The 17,239-nt window shown below is 43.9% G+C and carries 13 protein-coding genes; 1 reads left to right on the top strand and 12 read right to left on the bottom strand.

From position 1 onward, the window contains the following. Positions 1-258: 258 nt before the first annotated feature. The 5 genes from LCH52_16790 to LCH52_16770 form a co-directional block, all read right to left on the bottom strand. The gene (locus LCH52_16790) at positions 259-1,146 is read right to left on the bottom strand and encodes a 4Fe-4S binding protein (GenBank protein ID MCA0390148.1); all 888 of its coding nucleotides are present in this window, start codon (positions 1,144-1,146) and stop codon (positions 259-261) included. A 133-nt stretch (positions 1,147-1,279) separates the two neighbouring features. Next, positions 1,280-1,645 (bottom strand): YraN family protein, encoded by a 366-nt coding sequence (locus LCH52_16785; protein MCA0390147.1) that lies wholly within the window; start codon positions 1,643-1,645, stop codon positions 1,280-1,282. Between the two features lie 19 nt (positions 1,646-1,664). After that, positions 1,665-2,942 carry a tyrosine--tRNA ligase gene (tyrS, locus tag LCH52_16780; GenBank protein MCA0390146.1) on the bottom strand — a complete coding sequence of 426 codons (1,278 nt, stop codon included), beginning with the start codon at positions 2,940-2,942 and terminating at the stop codon, positions 1,665-1,667. A 182-nt stretch (positions 2,943-3,124) separates the two neighbouring features. Beyond that, positions 3,125-5,389, bottom strand: a complete 2,265-nt coding sequence (locus LCH52_16775; GenBank protein ID MCA0390145.1) for an NADP-dependent malic enzyme — start codon at positions 5,387-5,389, stop codon at positions 3,125-3,127. An 88-nt stretch (positions 5,390-5,477) separates the two neighbouring features. Continuing rightward, on the bottom strand, positions 5,478-5,615 hold the full coding sequence (locus tag LCH52_16770) for a DUF1569 domain-containing protein (protein ID MCA0390144.1): 138 nt from the start codon (positions 5,613-5,615) through the stop codon (positions 5,478-5,480). A gap of 329 nt (positions 5,616-5,944) precedes the next feature. Between LCH52_16770 and LCH52_16765 the strand changes: the two genes are divergently transcribed. Continuing rightward, a complete protein-coding gene (locus LCH52_16765; GenBank protein MCA0390143.1) occupies positions 5,945-7,756 on the top strand; it encodes a C69 family dipeptidase in 1,812 nt (603 codons plus the stop codon). A gap of 3 nt (positions 7,757-7,759) precedes the next feature. Here the strand turns inward: LCH52_16765 and LCH52_16760 are convergent, their stop codons facing one another. The 7 genes from LCH52_16760 to LCH52_16730 are packed head-to-tail and all read right to left on the bottom strand — an operon-like array spanning position 7,760 to position 17,055. After that, a complete protein-coding gene (locus LCH52_16760; protein ID MCA0390142.1) occupies positions 7,760-8,518 on the bottom strand; it encodes an alpha/beta hydrolase in 759 nt (252 codons plus the stop codon). 1 nt (position 8,519) lies between these two features. Continuing rightward, positions 8,520-9,656: a response regulator gene (locus LCH52_16755; protein ID MCA0390141.1), complete on the bottom strand. Its 1,137-nt coding sequence runs from the start codon at positions 9,654-9,656 to the stop codon at positions 8,520-8,522. A 16-nt stretch (positions 9,657-9,672) separates the two neighbouring features. Next, positions 9,673-10,734, bottom strand: a complete 1,062-nt coding sequence (gene cheB, locus LCH52_16750; GenBank protein ID MCA0390140.1) for a chemotaxis-specific protein-glutamate methyltransferase CheB — start codon at positions 10,732-10,734, stop codon at positions 9,673-9,675. Positions 10,735-10,765: 31 nt separating this feature from the next. Beyond that, positions 10,766-13,033, bottom strand: coding sequence for a hybrid sensor histidine kinase/response regulator (locus LCH52_16745; protein MCA0390139.1), 2,268 nt, complete (start codon positions 13,031-13,033; stop codon positions 10,766-10,768). A gap of 31 nt (positions 13,034-13,064) precedes the next feature. Continuing rightward, positions 13,065-14,528 carry a methyl-accepting chemotaxis protein gene (locus tag LCH52_16740; protein ID MCA0390138.1) on the bottom strand — a complete coding sequence of 488 codons (1,464 nt, stop codon included), beginning with the start codon at positions 14,526-14,528 and terminating at the stop codon, positions 13,065-13,067. Between the two features lie 33 nt (positions 14,529-14,561). After that, on the bottom strand, positions 14,562-15,614 hold the full coding sequence (locus LCH52_16735) for a chemotaxis protein CheW (GenBank protein ID MCA0390137.1): 1,053 nt from the start codon (positions 15,612-15,614) through the stop codon (positions 14,562-14,564). A 31-nt stretch (positions 15,615-15,645) separates the two neighbouring features. Then, positions 15,646-17,055: a methyltransferase domain-containing protein gene (locus LCH52_16730; GenBank protein ID MCA0390136.1), complete on the bottom strand. Its 1,410-nt coding sequence runs from the start codon at positions 17,053-17,055 to the stop codon at positions 15,646-15,648. Positions 17,056-17,239: the final 184 nt, after the last annotated feature.

Genomic DNA, 17,239 nt, shown 5'->3' with positions numbered 1-17,239 from the left:
GAAAGAAGGGTGTGCTGACAGAGTTGGGATTGGTAGCTTTTGCTCACAATTTTAGAAAGATAATATTAGGCAAAATGTTCGAATTTACCCCAAATTTTGCTTAAAAAAGGGTTAATACCCTTTTTTTTTGATCAAAAAACACAAAAGTCACTTTGGTTAATGAACAATTACCGGTGTTATTCAAAAAAAACGAAAAATGACATAAAAAAAGAGGCTGCTGGATATTTACTATCGAGACAGCCTCTTTTTTAATTTCTGTCAGGCTGCTCTGTAGGTTTCAAGTTCCGAACCATCCAGATCGAGTACGGTGATATAGACGGGTACTTTTCTTACTGCGAGTTGTTGTGCCCGCATCGCAAGTTGTGCAAGTCCGGCACAGCAGGGTACTTTCATTATCACGACTGAAATCGAATTCAAATTTGAATAGTCAATCATATCAATCAGTTTCTCAACATACGCTTCTTTGTTACTGTCAAGTTTTGGACAGGCAATAGCCATTGCCTTGCCACTCAGATATTTTGGATGAAAGGCTGTCGAGACAAATCCGGCACAGTCTGCCGCCAAAAGGAGGTCGGCATTCCGGAAAAAACCAGCTTGGGGATTCAGGAGGTGTAACTGAATGGGCCAGTGAGTCAGTTCGCTTGGCTGCTCAAAGCCGACCGGTGCTGTATCAGTTTTAATTTCCACTCTTTTTATGGTCTGTTCAGCGGAACCTTTGCACCCGCATGAACCACCACCGTGATGCCCGGCATTTTGCTTTTGATCAGTCAATGGTGAGCCTTCAGGTTGAAGCGCCAAAGGATTGATTATTTTGTTGGCTTTCAGGTAGTCAAGAGCCTCGGTAAAAAACTCTATCTCGTTGTGGTCGAGGAGATGTTCGAGATGAGCTTTGATCACATTGGGACCACCTTTGACGATGTACTCCATCACTTTTGTTTCGTTGTACGGTTCAGCCTCCCGTTCAACAATTTGCAGGGCTCCCGTGGGACATTCCCCGATGCAGGCACCGAGACCATCGCAAAAGAGGTCGGAGATCAAACGGGCTTTACCGTCGATTATTTGAAGTGCACCTTCGTGACATGCAGGGACACACTCGCCGCAACCGTCGCAAAGCTCTTCATTTATTGTAATTATTTTTCTAAGCATTTCATTTTCCTAAACAGATAAAAAAGTCTGATTCAAATATAATCTTTTACTTGCAAATCACAAAATGAAATAAAATTCACATTATTGGATTACTGCATTATTGGATTATTGCATTATTGCATTATTGGATTCCTCAGTCTCTCCATCCGATGTAATCAGGATCATGTTCGATTCTGTAAGATCCGTCGGGATTGGGGAGTACGCCGATAAAGTCAAAACGGATTTCTTCGTAGAAAACAGTGGTTTTGAACATATACTTTTGTGCGTATTTTTTCAGATTTTTTACCTTTGCACGGGAGATTGCGTGCTGAATATCGATGAAATTTTCATCACTTCGATATTTTACTTCGATGAAGACGAGGGTGGTGTTGTCGAGGGCTACAATATCGAGTTCACCGTGACTTTCTCTCCAGTTTTTATCGAGTATCTTAAATCCGTTTTTGATGAGATACTCTTCGGCGATTTTCTCGCCGATTTTTCCTGTTTCAATGGAAGACACGGTGAACCCGAAAATTTAATTAGCTGAAAAGCCCCAGCTTGAAGTTTTTCTTTCCTTTTCTCAGCACAAAATATTTGCCAAAAAGAAAATCTCCGGCTGCAGGGGTAAATTCAGGGTCTGTTATTCTGTTGTTGTTGAAGTAGATACCGCCACCCGTTATATCTCTTCTGGCAGCACCTTTGCTCGGGTAAAAACCTGCGAGTACAAGAATATCGACCAATGCAGGAACTGTTTCGTTTGCACTCAATTGAACAAACGGTGTGGTCTTGCACAATGATTCAAAAGTGGATTCATTGATCGACGAAATCTCTGCTTCACCAAAGAGCGCTTTCGAGGCAGCAACTGCACCAAGCATTTCATCTCTGCCATGTATGAGAGAGGTAATCTCTTCAGCGAGCTTTCTGTGAGCCATTCTTCTTCCGGGGTCGGAATTGTGAACTGCTTCGAGTTCTTCTATTTCCTCCTTTGAGAGGAAAGTGTAGAATTTAAGGAACTTGATAACATCCCTGTCGTCCACATTCAACCAGTACTGGTATAACTCGTAAGGCGATGTCCGCTTTTTATCCAGCCATACAGTGCCTGCTTCGGTTTTACCAATTTTCTTGCCGTCAGCGGTTTGGATAAGAGGGAAGGTCATGCAATGAACTTTTTTATTCTTCTTTTTCCAGATAAGATCCATACCGGCTGTGATGTTACCCCACTGATCGCTGCCGCCAATCTGAAGTTCGCAGTTGTAATTTTCATTCAGTTTGAAATAGTCAAAAGCCTGCATAATCATATAGCTGAACTCTGTGTAGGAGATTCCCTTGTCGGGGTCCTGAAGTCTGCGTTTCACCGATTCCTTTGTTACCATCACATTCACAGAGAACTTTTTGCCAATTTCACGCAGATATTCGAAAGCGGAAATGGTGCTTATCCAGTCGTAGTTGTTGGTCATTACAGCTGCGTTGTCACCTGTAAAGTCGAGGTACTGTGAGAGTTGTCCTTCGAAGATTACAGCCCAGTTCTTTACGAGATCATCGGCGCTCAGTTCTCTTTCAGCTTCTTTGCCTGAAGGGTCGCCAAGTAGAGCGGTAGCTCCTCCCACCACACAAATAACCTTGTTACCTGCCTGCTGGAACCTGCGCAGTCCGAGGATGGGAATCAGGTGTCCGATGTGCAGGGAATCTGCCGTAGGGTCGAATCCTGCATACAAGGTTATTGGTCCCTCTTTAAGTCTTTCTTTTAACTGATCAAGCGGTGTCGACTGGTAAATGAGTCCGCGCCATTCAAGTTCATCAACAATGTTATTCCACATATTTTCCCAAAATTTGAAAATTCAAAAAATACCAACCACTAATTTAACTAAATGAGAGGTAAACCCGGCTACGAATCGAAATCCGTACATAAAAAGAGGCTGTCCGGAATCAAATCCGGCACAGCCTCAAGACTATCAATACAATTATTGGATTACTGCATTATTGGATTATTGCATTATTGCTATTTTCTTTTCGCTTCCACCATAGCGAATGCTGCCATATTTACAACATCATCCACTTCAGCGCCGCGTTGCAGAACATAAACAGGTTTGCTGAAACCGTTAAGGATTGGTCCCACCACTTCGGCACCCCCAATTCTGTTGAGGAGTTTGTATGCTATGTTCCCTGAATCGAGATTCGGGAAGATCAACACATTTGCTCTGCTCTTCAGAGATGAGAATGGATAGAGATTGTTGAGGATATCGGGCACAACTGCTGTATCTGCCTGCATTTCACCTTCAACAAGAATATCGGGAGCCAGCCGTTTTACAATTTCGGTGGCCTTCTTTACTTTGTTGCTGGAGATTGACGGGGCACTTCCAAAATTGCTGAATGAAAGCATTGCGACTCTGGGTTCGATGTCAAACCGTTTTACTGCCCTTGCAGACAGTATTGCAATCTCTGCAAGTTCTTCAGGATTCGGATCGACATTCACAGTAGTATCAGCAAAGAAATAAACCTTGCCTTTGATAATCAGAATGTACATACCTGAAACGCGGCTTACACCGGGTGCCAAATCGAGAACTTCGAGTGCGGGTCTGATAGTTTCGGGATAATGTGAAGTCATACCGGCTATCATCGCATCTGCATCGCCCATTCTGACCATCATCGCTGCAAAATAATTTTTGTGACGGTGACGGGTAAGGAGCCTTCTTGCTTCCTCGCGGGTGATTCCTTTTCTCTGACGGTGTTTGTAGAATTCGTCCACATACATTTCAGATTTATCCCAGTCAAATGGGGAAACAATTGTCAATCCCTCGGGATCAACACTGTGTTCTTCCATCATCGGGAGAATTTCTTCACGGTTGCCGATGAGAATCGGATTAGCAATTTCCATGTCTTTTATAATCTGTGCGGCACGGAGAATCTTCGGGTTGTTCCCCTCTGAGAAGACGAGTGAGCCGGTCTTCAGTCTTTGAGCCATATGAATGGTTCTTCTTACGATTTCCTGTGACACTCCCAGCCTCTCAAGAAGCTGTTCTTTATATGCATCGAAATTGGCGATCGGTTTTCTTGCTACACCTGTCTCCATTGCAGCTTTTGCCACCGCAGGGGCGACCCATGTAAGCACTCTGGTATCGAAAGGTTTCGGCACGATGTAGTCTGTTCCGTATTCCAGTTCCTGTCCTTCGTAAGCCCGTCTCACACTGTCAGGAACCTCTTCCTTGGCAAGTGCTGCGAGGGCGTATGATGCTGCAAGTTTCATTTCATCGTTGATTGCTGATGCCTGCACATCAAGAGCTCCGCGGAAAATGAAAGGGAAGCCGAGAACATTGTTGATCTGATTCGGATAGTCGGAACGCCCGGTTGCCATGATGATGTCTTTCCTTACAGAGGTGGCATCTTCATAGGTGATTTCGGGATCAGGGTTAGCCATGGCAAATACTATGCAATTTGGAGCCATGCTTGCGACCATCTCTTTGGAAACAACATTTCCTTTTGACAGCCCGACAAAAACATCTGCACCTTTTATTGCGTCAGCGAGGGTTCTGGCATCGGTCTCATGCGCAAATTCCTGCTTAAACTCATTCATTCCTTCAGTTCTGCCTTTATAGATGGCGCCTTTGGAATCGCAGAGAGTGATATTTTCGATTTTTGCACCAAGTTTTACATAGAGTCTTGAGCACGATATGGCGGATGCTCCGGCACCGTTTACAACAATCTTCACTTCAGAAAGTTTTTTCCCGGAAAGTTCGACTGCGTTAATAAGTGCGGCACCGCTGATGATTGCTGTTCCATGCTGGTCATCATGGAAAACAGGGATGTTCATCGTCTGCTTGCATTTCTCTTCAATGTAGAAACATTCGGGCGCTTTAATATCTTCAAGGTTGATACCACCGAAAGTCGGTTCGAGCATCTGGACAGCTCTTACGATCTCATCGGGGTCTTTACTGTTTAATTCGATGTCAAAAACATCGATGTCAGCAAATCTTTTGAAAAGGACTCCCTTGCCTTCCATCACAGGTTTACCACCAAGGGGTCCGATATCTCCGAGTCCAAGCACAGCAGTACCATTGCTCACTACAGCTACAAGATTACCTTTTGCTGTATATTCATAAGCGAGCATGGGATCTTTTTCGATCTCAAGGCATGGTTGTGCCACTCCCGGGGTGTATGCGAGAGACAGGTCTCTCTGTGTAATGCAGGGCTTCGTTGGGATAACTTCTATTTTCCCTTTTCTACCGCTACTGTGGTAGTCCAAAGCCTCCTGCTTTGTTGTCTTCATTTTTGCTCCTGATTAATAAAGAACGGATTCTTTTAAGATATGAAAAGTAGCTAACTTTGATGAGATAACAAAATAGATTATTATTTAATTACTTCCCAAATTGTTTGAGGTGGTGATTAATATGAATATATGCCAGCCTGCTCCATTGTTTTTTTGAAAGGTTGCCAAAATACGGGTGTTCTCTTGGGCCATCGTCTCCGTAACTTTGTGGAAAATCTTTCACCATATCGATCAGTGTTTGTTTGTCAAGATTGAAACCGGCCGGTTTTGTTCCGCCGGTCACTGATTGAAACTTCAGAAATCCTTCTGAGCATTTCTTCGTTGTCTTTCATGTTCAGTAAATTCTTCATCATTCTTCTCCTTAAACCTGTCAAATATAAACAGTTTTTTATTTTCGATCAGGAAATATCATGGATTTTGAAAGTTATAATCTTTATTCAAAGTTTCGAAGGGGGATACATGCAAGTCGGTGTTCTGGTGGTTCACATTGTCCTCTTTTGGATGGAATAAAATTATTATCTTACCCGATTATTATTTATTTTATCCGGAGACCAAATGAAGAGAATTTCAACGCTTATAACGCTGATTCTATTCCTTTCACCCGCAGCTGTTTTTGCCTGCACAAATTTTATTGTAACAAAAGGTGCCTCAGTGGATGGTTCCACAATGATAACCTACACAGCCGATTCATATATGATGTATGGCGAGCTCTATCACTTTCCTGCTGCAAAATACCCTGAAGGGGCTATGCTCGAAGTGTTTGAGTGGGATACAGGCAAACTTCTCGGAAAGATAAAACAGGTCCGGGAGACTTATAATGTAACAGGTAACATGAACGAACATCAGCTCGCCATTGGTGAAACCACTTTTGGCGGCAGAGGTGAGCTTACCAACCCGAAAGGGATTATTGATTACGGAAGTCTTATATATATCACCCTTCAGAGGGCAAAAACCGCCCGTGAAGCGATCAGGATAATGGCTCAACTTGTTGAAGAATACGGCTATTACAGTTCGGGTGAGTCATTCTCGATTGCTGACCCAAATGAAGCATGGATTTTGGAAATGATCGGAAAGGGACCCGGAGTAAAGGGAGCCAACTGGGTTGCAGTCAGAATTCCCGACGGATATGTTTCGGGACACGCAAACCAGGCAAGGATTACAAAATTCCCCTTGAATGACCCTGATAACTGCCTCTACTCGAAAGATGTAATTTCCTTTGCGAGAGAAAAAGGATATTTTTCGGGAAAGGATGCAGATTTTGACTTCGCCGCCGCATACTCACCACTTGACTTTGGAGCAATCAGATTTTGTGACGGAAGGGTATGGTCGCTTTTCAGACGCTGCAATTCGACCATGGTTAAATACCTCTCATATATAAAAGGTGAAAACCTCGAGAGGATGCCCCTATATGTGAAGCCTGACAAAAAGCTATCGGTTCAGGATGTGATGGGTTTGATGCGTGACCACTACAACGGAACAGAGCTCGACATGACAACGGGAGTCGGAGCCGGACCTTATGGTAATCCCATGAGAGCGCGTCCGCTTACATGGAAATATAACGGTGAAGAGTATTTTAACGAGAGACCGATTTCAACACCTCAGACCGGCTGGTCGTTTATCAGCCAGTCACGCAGCCATCTGCCAAACGAGGTTGGCGGACTCCTTTGGTTTGGAATGGACGACACCTATACCACAGTCTGGTTTCCGGTTTATGCAGCAGTAACTGATGTCCCGGAAAACTACAGAAAAGGACTTGGGTCATTGTCACATTTCACCTGGGAATCGGCATTTTGGGTGTTCAATGCTGTCGCCAATTTCGCTTATCCGCGCTACAATTTTGTAATTGATGACATCAGGACAGTTCAAAATCAGCTTGAGGGGCAGTTCCTGCTCCGCCAGAAGGAAGTTGAGGAAAAGGCGGCTAAACTTCTTTCTTCATCAAGGGCTGAATGTCTGATGTTTCTGACGAATTATACAAAGGAATCGGGAAAGACAGTCTATAACACCTGGAAAAAACTGAGCGAGGATTTGCTTCTTAGATATGTGGATGGTGTAAAGAAAAACGAGTATTTTAAGACAGTTAACATCGGCTATCCTGATGATTTCAAAAAGCAGATAGTCAGCGAAAGCGGAGACAAGCTGAAAGTGAAGAAGCTCCCCGGTGAGAAAGAAGCTGCGATTGGCGATCACATCAATAATGCGAAGGAACTGATCAAAAAGAAGGATTATGTTTCGGCAAAATCGGAACTTGAATCGCTTCTGAAACTCGATCCGGGAAACTCATGGGCAAGTGCAGAGCTTAAGAAAGTAAATGATCTGCTAAGGGCAATTGAAGACCTGCACAACAAAAATTTCGGGATGCAGTAGGCTCTAACCTTCGAGCATCTCTGTGAGGATATGAATATTACCATCGGTGAGCTTCGCCAGGGCTGGTGTGAGCTCACCGTGTTTTAAGTTCGAGAACGAATGCAAAAATGAAAATGGAATAGAGCGGGCAATCAGTTTAAGATCCTCCTGCTTAATAAATTCATCAGAATCACTTCCGACAATCCAGCATACTGCTTTTATCTCTGACAGTCTTTTCCTGTCCATATGAGAGGGAGACTCCCAAAGTATTTTTACCCGGTCAAGGAGCAAAGGAAATTTCTCCGGTTCGGGGGACACTCCTTCGTAGTCCTGAATCATTTCATCATCGAGAGCAATTTGCGGAAATACCTGATCGAGGTTTACATCATCCCTCCAGCCTTCAATTCCTGTATCGGGAGCGATAGATACAACCCTTGTGATCCGGTCAGGTTCCGAGTAGGCGACGACGAGAGCGGTTATGGCACCGTCGCTGTAACCCACAATCGATGCCTTTTCGATACCGAGATGATCCATGAGACCCATAACATCGGTTGCATAGAGTTCATAATTTAGAGGCAGTTTACCATGAAACGACTTGCCATGTCCTCTGAAGTCGAGCAGAACCAGCTTATACTCAGTGAGATCAAGAGCAGATGCGACAGGGATCATCTCTCTGCTGTCACCCAGACCCCCGTGAAGGAGGATTACCCAACGGTCACCCTGACCCGCCACCGAGTAGAAAAGGGGAGTGTTATCGGGAGTTACAAAATAGCCGTCAGTCATATCATTGTGGCAAAGTAAAAAAGAAAGTTGTACCCAAGCCGGGAGTTGATTCCACTCTTATTTGTCCGCCGTTTTTCTCGATCATGTCCTTACACAATACGAGACCGAGCCCCGTCCCTTTTTCCTTGTTGGTGCCGAGTGTGGTATTTTGTTTATCTATTCTGAAAAGCCCGGCGAGCGATTTGGGGCTGATACCCACTCCGTTGTCGACGACATACACTTCGATAAATCCCGGGAGGTCTGATGCACCAACTCTGATTTCGCCTCCCTCCGGAGTAAACTTGATCGCGTTATAAACAAGGTTTCTGAGGAGAAGGTAAAGCATGTTGTGATCGGCAAAAACTTTCTTCCCGGGTGAGCCCTCGTTGCTCAGTTTAAGTTTTTTCTCTGCTGCGTTGTCAGAATAGAGGGCAAAAACATCATTTACAACATGGAAAAAATCGAGCTCGGCAGGGGAGAAGACCATGGAACCTCTCTGAACCTGTGCCCAGGCAAGGAGGTTCTCCAACAGTTTAAACTGGTTGTGAGCCGATCTGTTCATGTCGAGGACAAAAGCCTTGATTTGTGCCCTGTCCATGATATCAATATCTTCAGCGAGTAATTCTGTAATTCCAAGGAAAGAGTTGAAGGGGCTTTTCAGATCATGGGCGATGATGGAGAAAAATTTGTCTTTGGTGGCATTCAGCACTTCCAGCTCTTCCGAATATTTTTTCAGTTTTTCCTGGTTGAGCATTTTTTCATACTGCAGTCTTCCTCTCTCGAGGGCATAGAAAATCGATCTTGCGAGGAGGCTGCTGTGCACTTCCCCCTTTACAAGATAGTCCTGTGCTCCTTCACGAACAGATTTAAGAGCGAGAGATTTGTCCTCATTGCCGGTGAGCACAATAACGGGAATATAGGGATATTTGGCAAAGAATGTCTTAAAGGTTTCGAGGCCCTGACTTTCGGGAAGCCCGAGATCGAGAAGAACTATCTGAATATTTTCACTTTTTGTAAGCTCGATGGCATCAGTAAGGTTTGAGGCTGAATGTAAATTGTAATTTTCATCGGGCATTCCCTCTCTGATAAGAAGTGTGATCAATCTGGCTGCAATGGCACTGTCTTCTACGAGGAGAATCCTTAACTTTTCCTGTGACATGAAATTTTCCGTGAAATTAATTGCTAAAGTTATTCAATAATCTGACAATATCTTCAGGCGACAGCAACAGTTTTGCCGCACCGGTCTCGGCAGCCACTTTTGGCATGCCATAGACAACACAACTGCTCTCGTTTTGAGCAATGGTGTACCCGCCTGATTTTTTAATCTGAAGCAGCCCGTCTGCTCCGTCGGCACCCATGCCGGTAAGAAGAATGGCTAAGGAATTTTTTTCAAAATTCTGAGCAATTGAAGAAAAAGTTACATCGACAGAGGGACGGTGACCGTTTTTCGGTGGATCCTTGGAGATGACGAATCTGCCGCCGCTGTCAAATTTCAGATGTGTATCCTCCGGGGGGAAATAAATGTGTCCCAGTTTCGGTGTGTCACCATTTTCTGCAAACTTTACCGTCAGGGGAGAGGCTTTGTCAAGCCACTCGACCAGCCCTTGAATAAAACCCTCGCTGATATGCTGGACGCAGACTATCGGGTCGGGGAACCCCGGTTTCAGTCTTTGAAATATTTCAGCGAGAACCTGAGGACCGCCGGTTGATGCCCCGATTCCAACTATTTTGAAAGTGTTTTTAATATTAAGGTTTGTGCTCTCCACACTTTCTGTAACTCCGGACTGAGCACCCGGTTTTCTTCTTCTCTTAAAAGTGTGTACTCCTGCGAGGAGAGTGATTTTCTTTACGAGAGCGGCAGCAGATTTCCTGAATTCATCCTCAACCTGGAGTACCGGTTTGGGGAAGACATCCACAGCCCCTGCATCAAGCAGTGTGAAAATGGTTTCTTCATCTCCTTTCGATTGTACTGAAGAACTGATCACCAGAATCGGCTTCGGGTGTCTCTCCATGATCTCCATAATCAGTTCGTGACCATCGATTGCAGGCATATGGTAGTCGGTACAGATTACATCAGGATTTAAAACCGGTATTGCGGCAAGCGCTTCAAGTCCATTTGTAAAAGTACCAACTATCTCGACTTCAGGATACTGAGCGAGCAATTTTTTCAGGATATGGAGTACAACCAGTGAGTCGTCAACGAGTAAAACTTTTACAGGGTTATTTTTCCCGTTCATATCATTCCCTAAATTTGGTAAAACTGTTCATTTACAGGAGCCTTTGAATTGTTTCAATCAGAACTCTTTGATCGAATCCTGACTTGGTAAGGTAAGCATTTGCACCACATTCCAGCCCTTTCTTCTTTTGCTCATCGGATGATAACGATGTAACCAGAATTATCGGCAAAGAGGTGTACCTTTTATTTTGTCTGATTTTTTCAGTGAGCGACAGACCATCCATATTTGGCATTTCGATATCCGAAACCACCGCATCGATATCATTTGAAGTCAATTTTGCAAATCCGTCCAGGCCGTCCACAGCAACTATCACCTCATATCCGGCACCCTCAAGTATTCGTTTTTCCTGTGTGCGGGTGGTTATGGAATCCTCGACAAGTAAAATTCTTTTTTTGCCGGCGGATTCACCTTCAATAATGGTAGATTCTGCTGCACTGTAACTTTTGGTTTTGACTGATCGCACAAGGTCCTGCGGGTTAAGAATAATGCATACATCACCCGTTCCGAGGATGGTGGACCCGGAGACATTCCTTACTTTTTGGAGCATGATGCCGAGGGGTTTTACCAGCACCTCCTGCTCATCAATCAGAGAATCAACTATAAATCCGGCTTTTTCTCCCATGGAAGATATTATTATGCACTGGTATGAAGAGGAGTTGGCTTTATTGTCATCACTTTTTTTCGGTTGCAGTTCCAACAGAGACTCGAGAGTGACGATAGAGACCGGCTCATTCTGAAAAACAATTGTGTCTCTCCCTTCCATCGAAAAGATTTCAGATTTCTGTACAAGTACGGATGTATCGATATAGTCGATGGGGATTGCAAAGATGACATCATTCACGCTTACGGTCATCACCCGTAAGGTTGCCAGAGTCAGGGGAAGATCAATAATGAATTTCGTCCCTTTTCCCTTCACGGATTCAATACTGATTCTTCCTTTTAGCTTGCTGACATTTGCTCTCACCACTTCCATACCAACCCCGCGTCCCGAGACATCGGTTATCATTTTGGAAGTTGAAAACCCGGGGCTAAAAATCAGGTTGTGAATTTGAGCAGGGGAAAGATTGGCGGCTTCCTCCCTGGTGATCAGCTTTTTCTTTATCGCCGTCTCCAGAATCGATTTATCATCGATGCCGTTGCCGTCATCCTCAAGAATTATGGTAATCGTCGAGGCTGAATGGAGTGCCGTAAGTTTTATAGTGCCGCAGCGGGGTTTCCCGGCTTTCAATCTTGCTTCCGGCAACTCGATGCCATGATCAATGGAATTCCTTATCATATGCATCAGCGGATCTCTCATTTCTTCGAGGATTTTTTTATCCGCAGTAATCCCGGCTCCCTCCACAATAAAATTGACCTCCTTGTTCAACTCTCCGGCGATGTCTCTTACCATTCGGGGATAGAGATTAAAAATGTTGGAAAGCTGCAGCATTCTGAGGTTTTTGATTACTTCCTCAAAACCGTAAGAGACAAAATTCAGACGCGAATTATCTTCCGAGAGGCCTTCCCGGAAACCACCAATTTCCACTGCAGCGGCGTCAAATCTGTTTCTGAGTTTGTTGACGGTTGTGATTATATCAGAGTGAGCGAGCTTGAAATCCTTCTTAAGAGGAGACACGGACTGCTCGATCATACGAAGGTCGCGAATGGATTCTTCAAGCAGAGCGCCAAGGTTGTCAATCTTTCCCAGTCTAAGGGCAAGCTGGATTTTGGAAACTGTGAGTTCACCGGAGAGATTCATCAGGGTATCCAGTTTCGAAGCCGCAACCCTTATTGTATCGATGGCAAAAGATTTCACTGTCTCAGCCGGGGTATCGGGTTCTGGCGCCGGAGTTTCATTTTGTTCGGAAGAAGATTCGGGGCTCAGCACCTCAACTACTGTTTCATTCTGAGTAACAGGCATCTCTTTTATTGCCGGAGGAGTTGTCTCCGCATTCAGAATCGCCGAGGTCACCGCTTCCACATCAAAATTGAGAGGTTCTCCTGTTACAGCTTCATTTACGAGGCTTTTTATTACATCAAGAGCTTTATACATCCTGTCGAAATCTGCTCTTTTCAGCTCTGTATTATCTTTTTTTACTGCCCCGAGCATATCTTCAAAGAAATGAGCAAGGGTTACCACACCGGCGAGCCCGATCATCCTCGCTCCACCTTTCATACTGTGAGCCACTCTCATCAGTCTGGACAAAGCATCAAAATCGAATACATTGGCTTCCAGCTTCAGGAGTTCGCTGTTCAGGATTTGAATGCTTTCTTCAAATTCGATTTTGAAAATGCCTCTAAGCTCGGGATCGGATATCACAAATTACCTCTTCTACAGGTGATCATTTGAATCATACAAGTGATTTAAGAGCAGTCGCGGTTTCATTCAACTTTTGGATACCCACTCTGGTTTGCGACAAACCTGAGGCAGTCTCTTTAACTCCTGCGTTGATGGCATTCATGGCTTCCACCACCTGTTTTACCGCCGCCACCTGTTGCTTTACCGTAAATACTGTTTGTTGGGACATATCAAAAGTAGTTGAGATGAACGATGCAAGTTCGTTGAACGCCTCGGCTGTTTTTCTCGCAGCATTGATGCTGAGATCAACATTCTTTGTGCCCTCTTCTGTGGCCATTACAGTTGAATTGGTGGCTTTTTGAATATCCGCCACAACTGTATTAATTTTTTCGGCTGACTTTTTACTTTGGTCAGCGAGTTTTCTGATTTCTGAAGCAACCACCGCAAAACCTTTGCCGTGCTCACCGGCTCTGGCAGCTTCAACAGCAGCATTGAGAGCGAGGAGGTTCGTCTGGTTGGCGAGGTCGGAAACGAGCCCTGTAATTGAGCTGATCTGGTTTGTTTGTTCACTTAGTCTTAGAATCTGTTCGGCAACTGAAGCAACTTTATCTTTGAGAACCGCCATGGTATTCATGCTGAGCTGAACCGTTTTTGCTCCGTCATCAGCAATATCTGATGCCTTGTTCGCTGATTCTGCTGTTTCGCCCACTTTACCCGCAGTCTGACTGAAGGTGACATCGAGCTCGTTCATTGTTGAAGTGGTTTCATTTACAGAAGCTGCCTGCTGTGATGCAACTTTTTCGTGCTCGTTGATGGTGGCTGCCATCTCGGAAGATGTGGCGGCAATGGCGGAAATGGCAGAGCCTACAGTGGAAACCACGCTTCTGGTGATGAATATGGCGAGCAGAATTGCAGTAATAATAGCCACGGTGGCGCCGGCAAGAGATGTAAAAATCAGTGTATTCATCACTGTGTCTCTTCTCTCTCTTAAAGCCTCGAGAGCCTTCCGCTCTTCACCTTCGATCTGTTTGAACAGTGATTTTATATTTGCAGTAAAGGATTTGGAAATACTCTCAGCCTCAGCTTTCATGGCTTTCTCCTGGTCACCTTTTTTGACAAGGGCAATGGTTGCATTGTTAAAAAGTACCTCCTCCTCAAAAAGTTTTATGACTTGTTTAAGTCTCTCGTGGTTGTCTTTCTTTTCATCTGATGATTCATCCATTTTCTGTACATTCTCTCTAAAACTTTTTTCCGCCTCATTGTAACTCAATAATGACTCCTCTTTCATTCCCACAAGATACTGAAGATGAGTTGCTTTTGAAGCCAGATAACTGTTAAATGCTTCGTCTCCGAGAAATATCATTTCATTTGCATTTTTACGGACGACATTTATATCCTCAAGACTTTGCATATAGCTGTAGTTGAGAATGGAACTGACAATCATGATTAAGACAACAATTGAATAGCCGAGGCTGATTTTTGTGCCTAATTTGAGTTTATTGAACCAACTGAGCATGATAAATATCCTTGTTTTAAATTTGATTTGCAGCTAAACTTCTTCATGAACGATGAGATTACCGTTCAGCAATATTTTTTCGAGGTCGATAAGTGTGAGCATTTTATCCTGATAATGCGCAGCACCATTCTGAAAAGAGTCATTAATAAATTTTGATGCAGCAGGAAGAGGTGAAATGTCTGCCTTATTGATGTAGATTACATCCTCCACTTCATCAACGGGGATACCTGCTTCGCCGTCCTCAAGTCTTACAATTATTACTTTTGTTCGTTTGGCGTTCCTGTCCAATTGTATTTTGAAGACCGGACTGATATCAACAAGAGTAATGATGTTGCCATGATAATTAATCTGTCCTATGATGTGCGACGGGCAACAAGGGACAGGGGAGACTTTTTTAATTTCATGGAAACCCTGGATGATATTCAGATCAATACCGAGGTATTCATTGTTAAGTTTGATTACAGCAACGGGTTCTCTGTTAATATTATCGTCGGCAATCTGTCTCTCTCTCAAAGATCGAGCTCTTTCACTGAATATTTCCCTCTCTTCAGAGTTGGATTCAGGTGAAAAATAGCGATTTCGAGCTTCAGGAATTGAGTCTGACGAAGGATTTTCTTTTTCGTCGTCATTTTTCGCAGGAAAATCAACAGAGTCGGTCAAGGTCAGGATATTCCCGACCGAGAGGAGCGTCACAATAATTCCTCCTGAATTTGTAACACCTTCCACAAAATTATATGATGTGTTTCCATCCTCAGGCATTACAGTTCGAATATCTGTGATATCCTCCTGTTTGATTTCAACCACATTATTAACTTCGCTGACTATCAAAGCAGGTGAGAATTCACCATTTGAAAGGACAATGACATTGTCCGTAACAAGACATCTGTGACGGGTTCCGTTTATTCTTTGGTCGAGATCAATCACCGGAATGAATCTCCCCCTAAGGTCGAAGATTCCCCGGATCCAGGGAGGCATTTCATCGGAAGGTGTAAGTTCAGGAAGCGGGAGTATCTCCTGTACCATTTCCGCGGGCAGTGCATACGAGAGCCCGTTCAATTCAAAAACAAGATAGTTAAAGCTGTTCATCTGTTACTCGGTTACCTGTTTCGCCACTGTCTCAGTGAGATGACATTTTGTTAATCTCTTCAATTATTTCCGTAACTTTCATGTTCTGATAAAAGGCAACTGTCTCCTCAGGGTCAAGCTTCGCGAGCTGCTCGAGAGCCATGCCCCTGCACTTCTGAGCCCTTTGTTTTTCACCGAGGAAGTCGTAAATGGATGCCAGTTCGACAGAAGCCGGAAAAAACTGATGATTCAAATATAATACTTTATTAAACAAAGCAATTGCATTCTCCAATTCACCCTGCTCATTGGCAATTTGTCCGAGCAGAAAATATGAGCCCGGATTGAAGGGGTTTTGTTCACTGACCATGTCACAAAGGTTTTTTGCCTCATCAAGTCTTCCTGAATTTGCCTTCGTTCTTGCAAGTGCGAGAAGGTCTGTTTCATTTTTCAACTCGATTTGAGGTTGCAGTTGATCGGTAGCCGAAGTTACAGGACCGGCAGGCAAGTCGATTTTTGCAGCGGTTCTCTTTTTGGGGAGATGAATCCGGGGCTCGGATACCAAACCCGGGTCGTTGTTTTTCAGTCTCGCCGGAGGTACTGACCGCGACTCTTTTCTGGAATCGACTTTACTGTAAATGAATGATTCTTCGAAAGGGATAAGCGAGAGTCCCTGAAAATGCCTGTTAGCCAGTTCAGAGTGACCGGTGAGCAGATATCCCTCCGGCTTTAAAGCCTTTATAAAGTTATTTACAGCTTTTTCAACTCCGTCATGGTTAAAATATATAAACACATTTCTGCATACAATCAGGTCGAATCTCTCTTTGGTTGTTCCGGGGAATTCACTAAGGTCAGCAACCAGATTAAAATATTTGAAGGTAACCAGATTCCTGATTTTATCTTTAAGGTGATAAACACTTTTGGCAAGAGTAAAATATTCCCGGATTACAGCCTCGGGTACCGATCTGAATGACCAGTGCGTGTATAAACCCTTTCGTGCTTTCTCGAGAGCCTGAATATTGATATCTGTTCCCGTCAATTCAAGATTCCAGTCAGTTGAATCAGGAAGAAGCTCGTGCAAAATCATGGCAATCGAGTAGATTTCTTCACCGGATGAACAAGCCGCACTCCAGATATGAAGATTTCTGGTGAGTTTATTCTTTTCGATAAGTTGAGGGAGGATTTTTTCTCTCAGGAGTGACATCTGTCCGTGGTCACGGAAAAAGAAAGTCTCTGTGTTGGAGAGTTCAACTGCAATCTTTTTTAATTCTTCATTGCCCCCTTCACCAAACTCTGACAAAAGTTTGATGTAGTCGACAGATGATTGTAACGCCAGTTCCTTAATCCGTGAAGTGAAGAATTTTTGAAGTTTTATATCATCCTTGCCGAATTCGGTCAATCCGGTTTTTGAACTGATCAATCTTTTTAATTCGATAAGTGTGGCTGCATCTATAGTCTGGGGCATAACCGGATTTCACAAATTCTTTAATTCTGCTCCGAATATAATAATTTATTTAGTTGTTGTAATAACACAATAGAAATGACACTGCTAAAAACTCTTTAGAAGTGTCACCAAATATATGAATTAATGTTTTAGTTCAAGCAAAGAATTAGGGTAACTGAAGGAGGGCGTAGCCCGACTGAAGTTA

The organism is Bacteroidota bacterium (genome assembly GCA_020161395.1).
Lineage (GTDB): Bacteria > Bacteroidota > Ignavibacteria > Ignavibacteriales > Ignavibacteriaceae > UTCHB3.
Note: the sequence above shows the minus strand (reverse complement) of the source record. Positions and strands in the feature narration are given on the sequence as shown.

Coding starts and splice junctions, on each gene's coding strand:
- LCH52_16790 (MCA0390148.1), bottom strand. CDS start 1,146: ATGCTTAGAAAAATAATTACAATAAATGAAGAGCTTTGCGACGGTTGC.
- LCH52_16775 (MCA0390145.1), bottom strand. CDS start 5,389: ATGAAGACAACAAAGCAGGAGGCTTTGGACTACCACAGTAGCGGTAGA.
- LCH52_16760 (MCA0390142.1), bottom strand. CDS start 8,518: ATGACTGACGGCTATTTTGTAACTCCCGATAACACTCCCCTTTTCTAC.
- tyrS (MCA0390146.1), bottom strand. CDS start 2,942: ATGTGGAATAACATTGTTGATGAACTTGAATGGCGCGGACTCATTTAC.
- LCH52_16740 (MCA0390138.1), bottom strand. CDS start 14,528: ATGCTCAGTTGGTTCAATAAACTCAAATTAGGCACAAAAATCAGCCTC.
- LCH52_16735 (MCA0390137.1), bottom strand. CDS start 15,614: ATGAACAGCTTTAACTATCTTGTTTTTGAATTGAACGGGCTCTCGTAT.
- LCH52_16730 (MCA0390136.1), bottom strand. CDS start 17,055: ATGCCCCAGACTATAGATGCAGCCACACTTATCGAATTAAAAAGATTG.
- LCH52_16770 (MCA0390144.1), bottom strand. CDS start 5,615: ATGGTGAAAGATTTTCCACAAAGTTACGGAGACGATGGCCCAAGAGAA.
- cheB (MCA0390140.1), bottom strand. CDS start 10,734: ATGAACGGGAAAAATAACCCTGTAAAAGTTTTACTCGTTGACGACTCA.
- LCH52_16755 (MCA0390141.1), bottom strand. CDS start 9,656: ATGTCACAGGAAAAGTTAAGGATTCTCCTCGTAGAAGACAGTGCCATT.
- LCH52_16765 (MCA0390143.1), top strand. CDS start 5,945: ATGAAGAGAATTTCAACGCTTATAACGCTGATTCTATTCCTTTCACCC.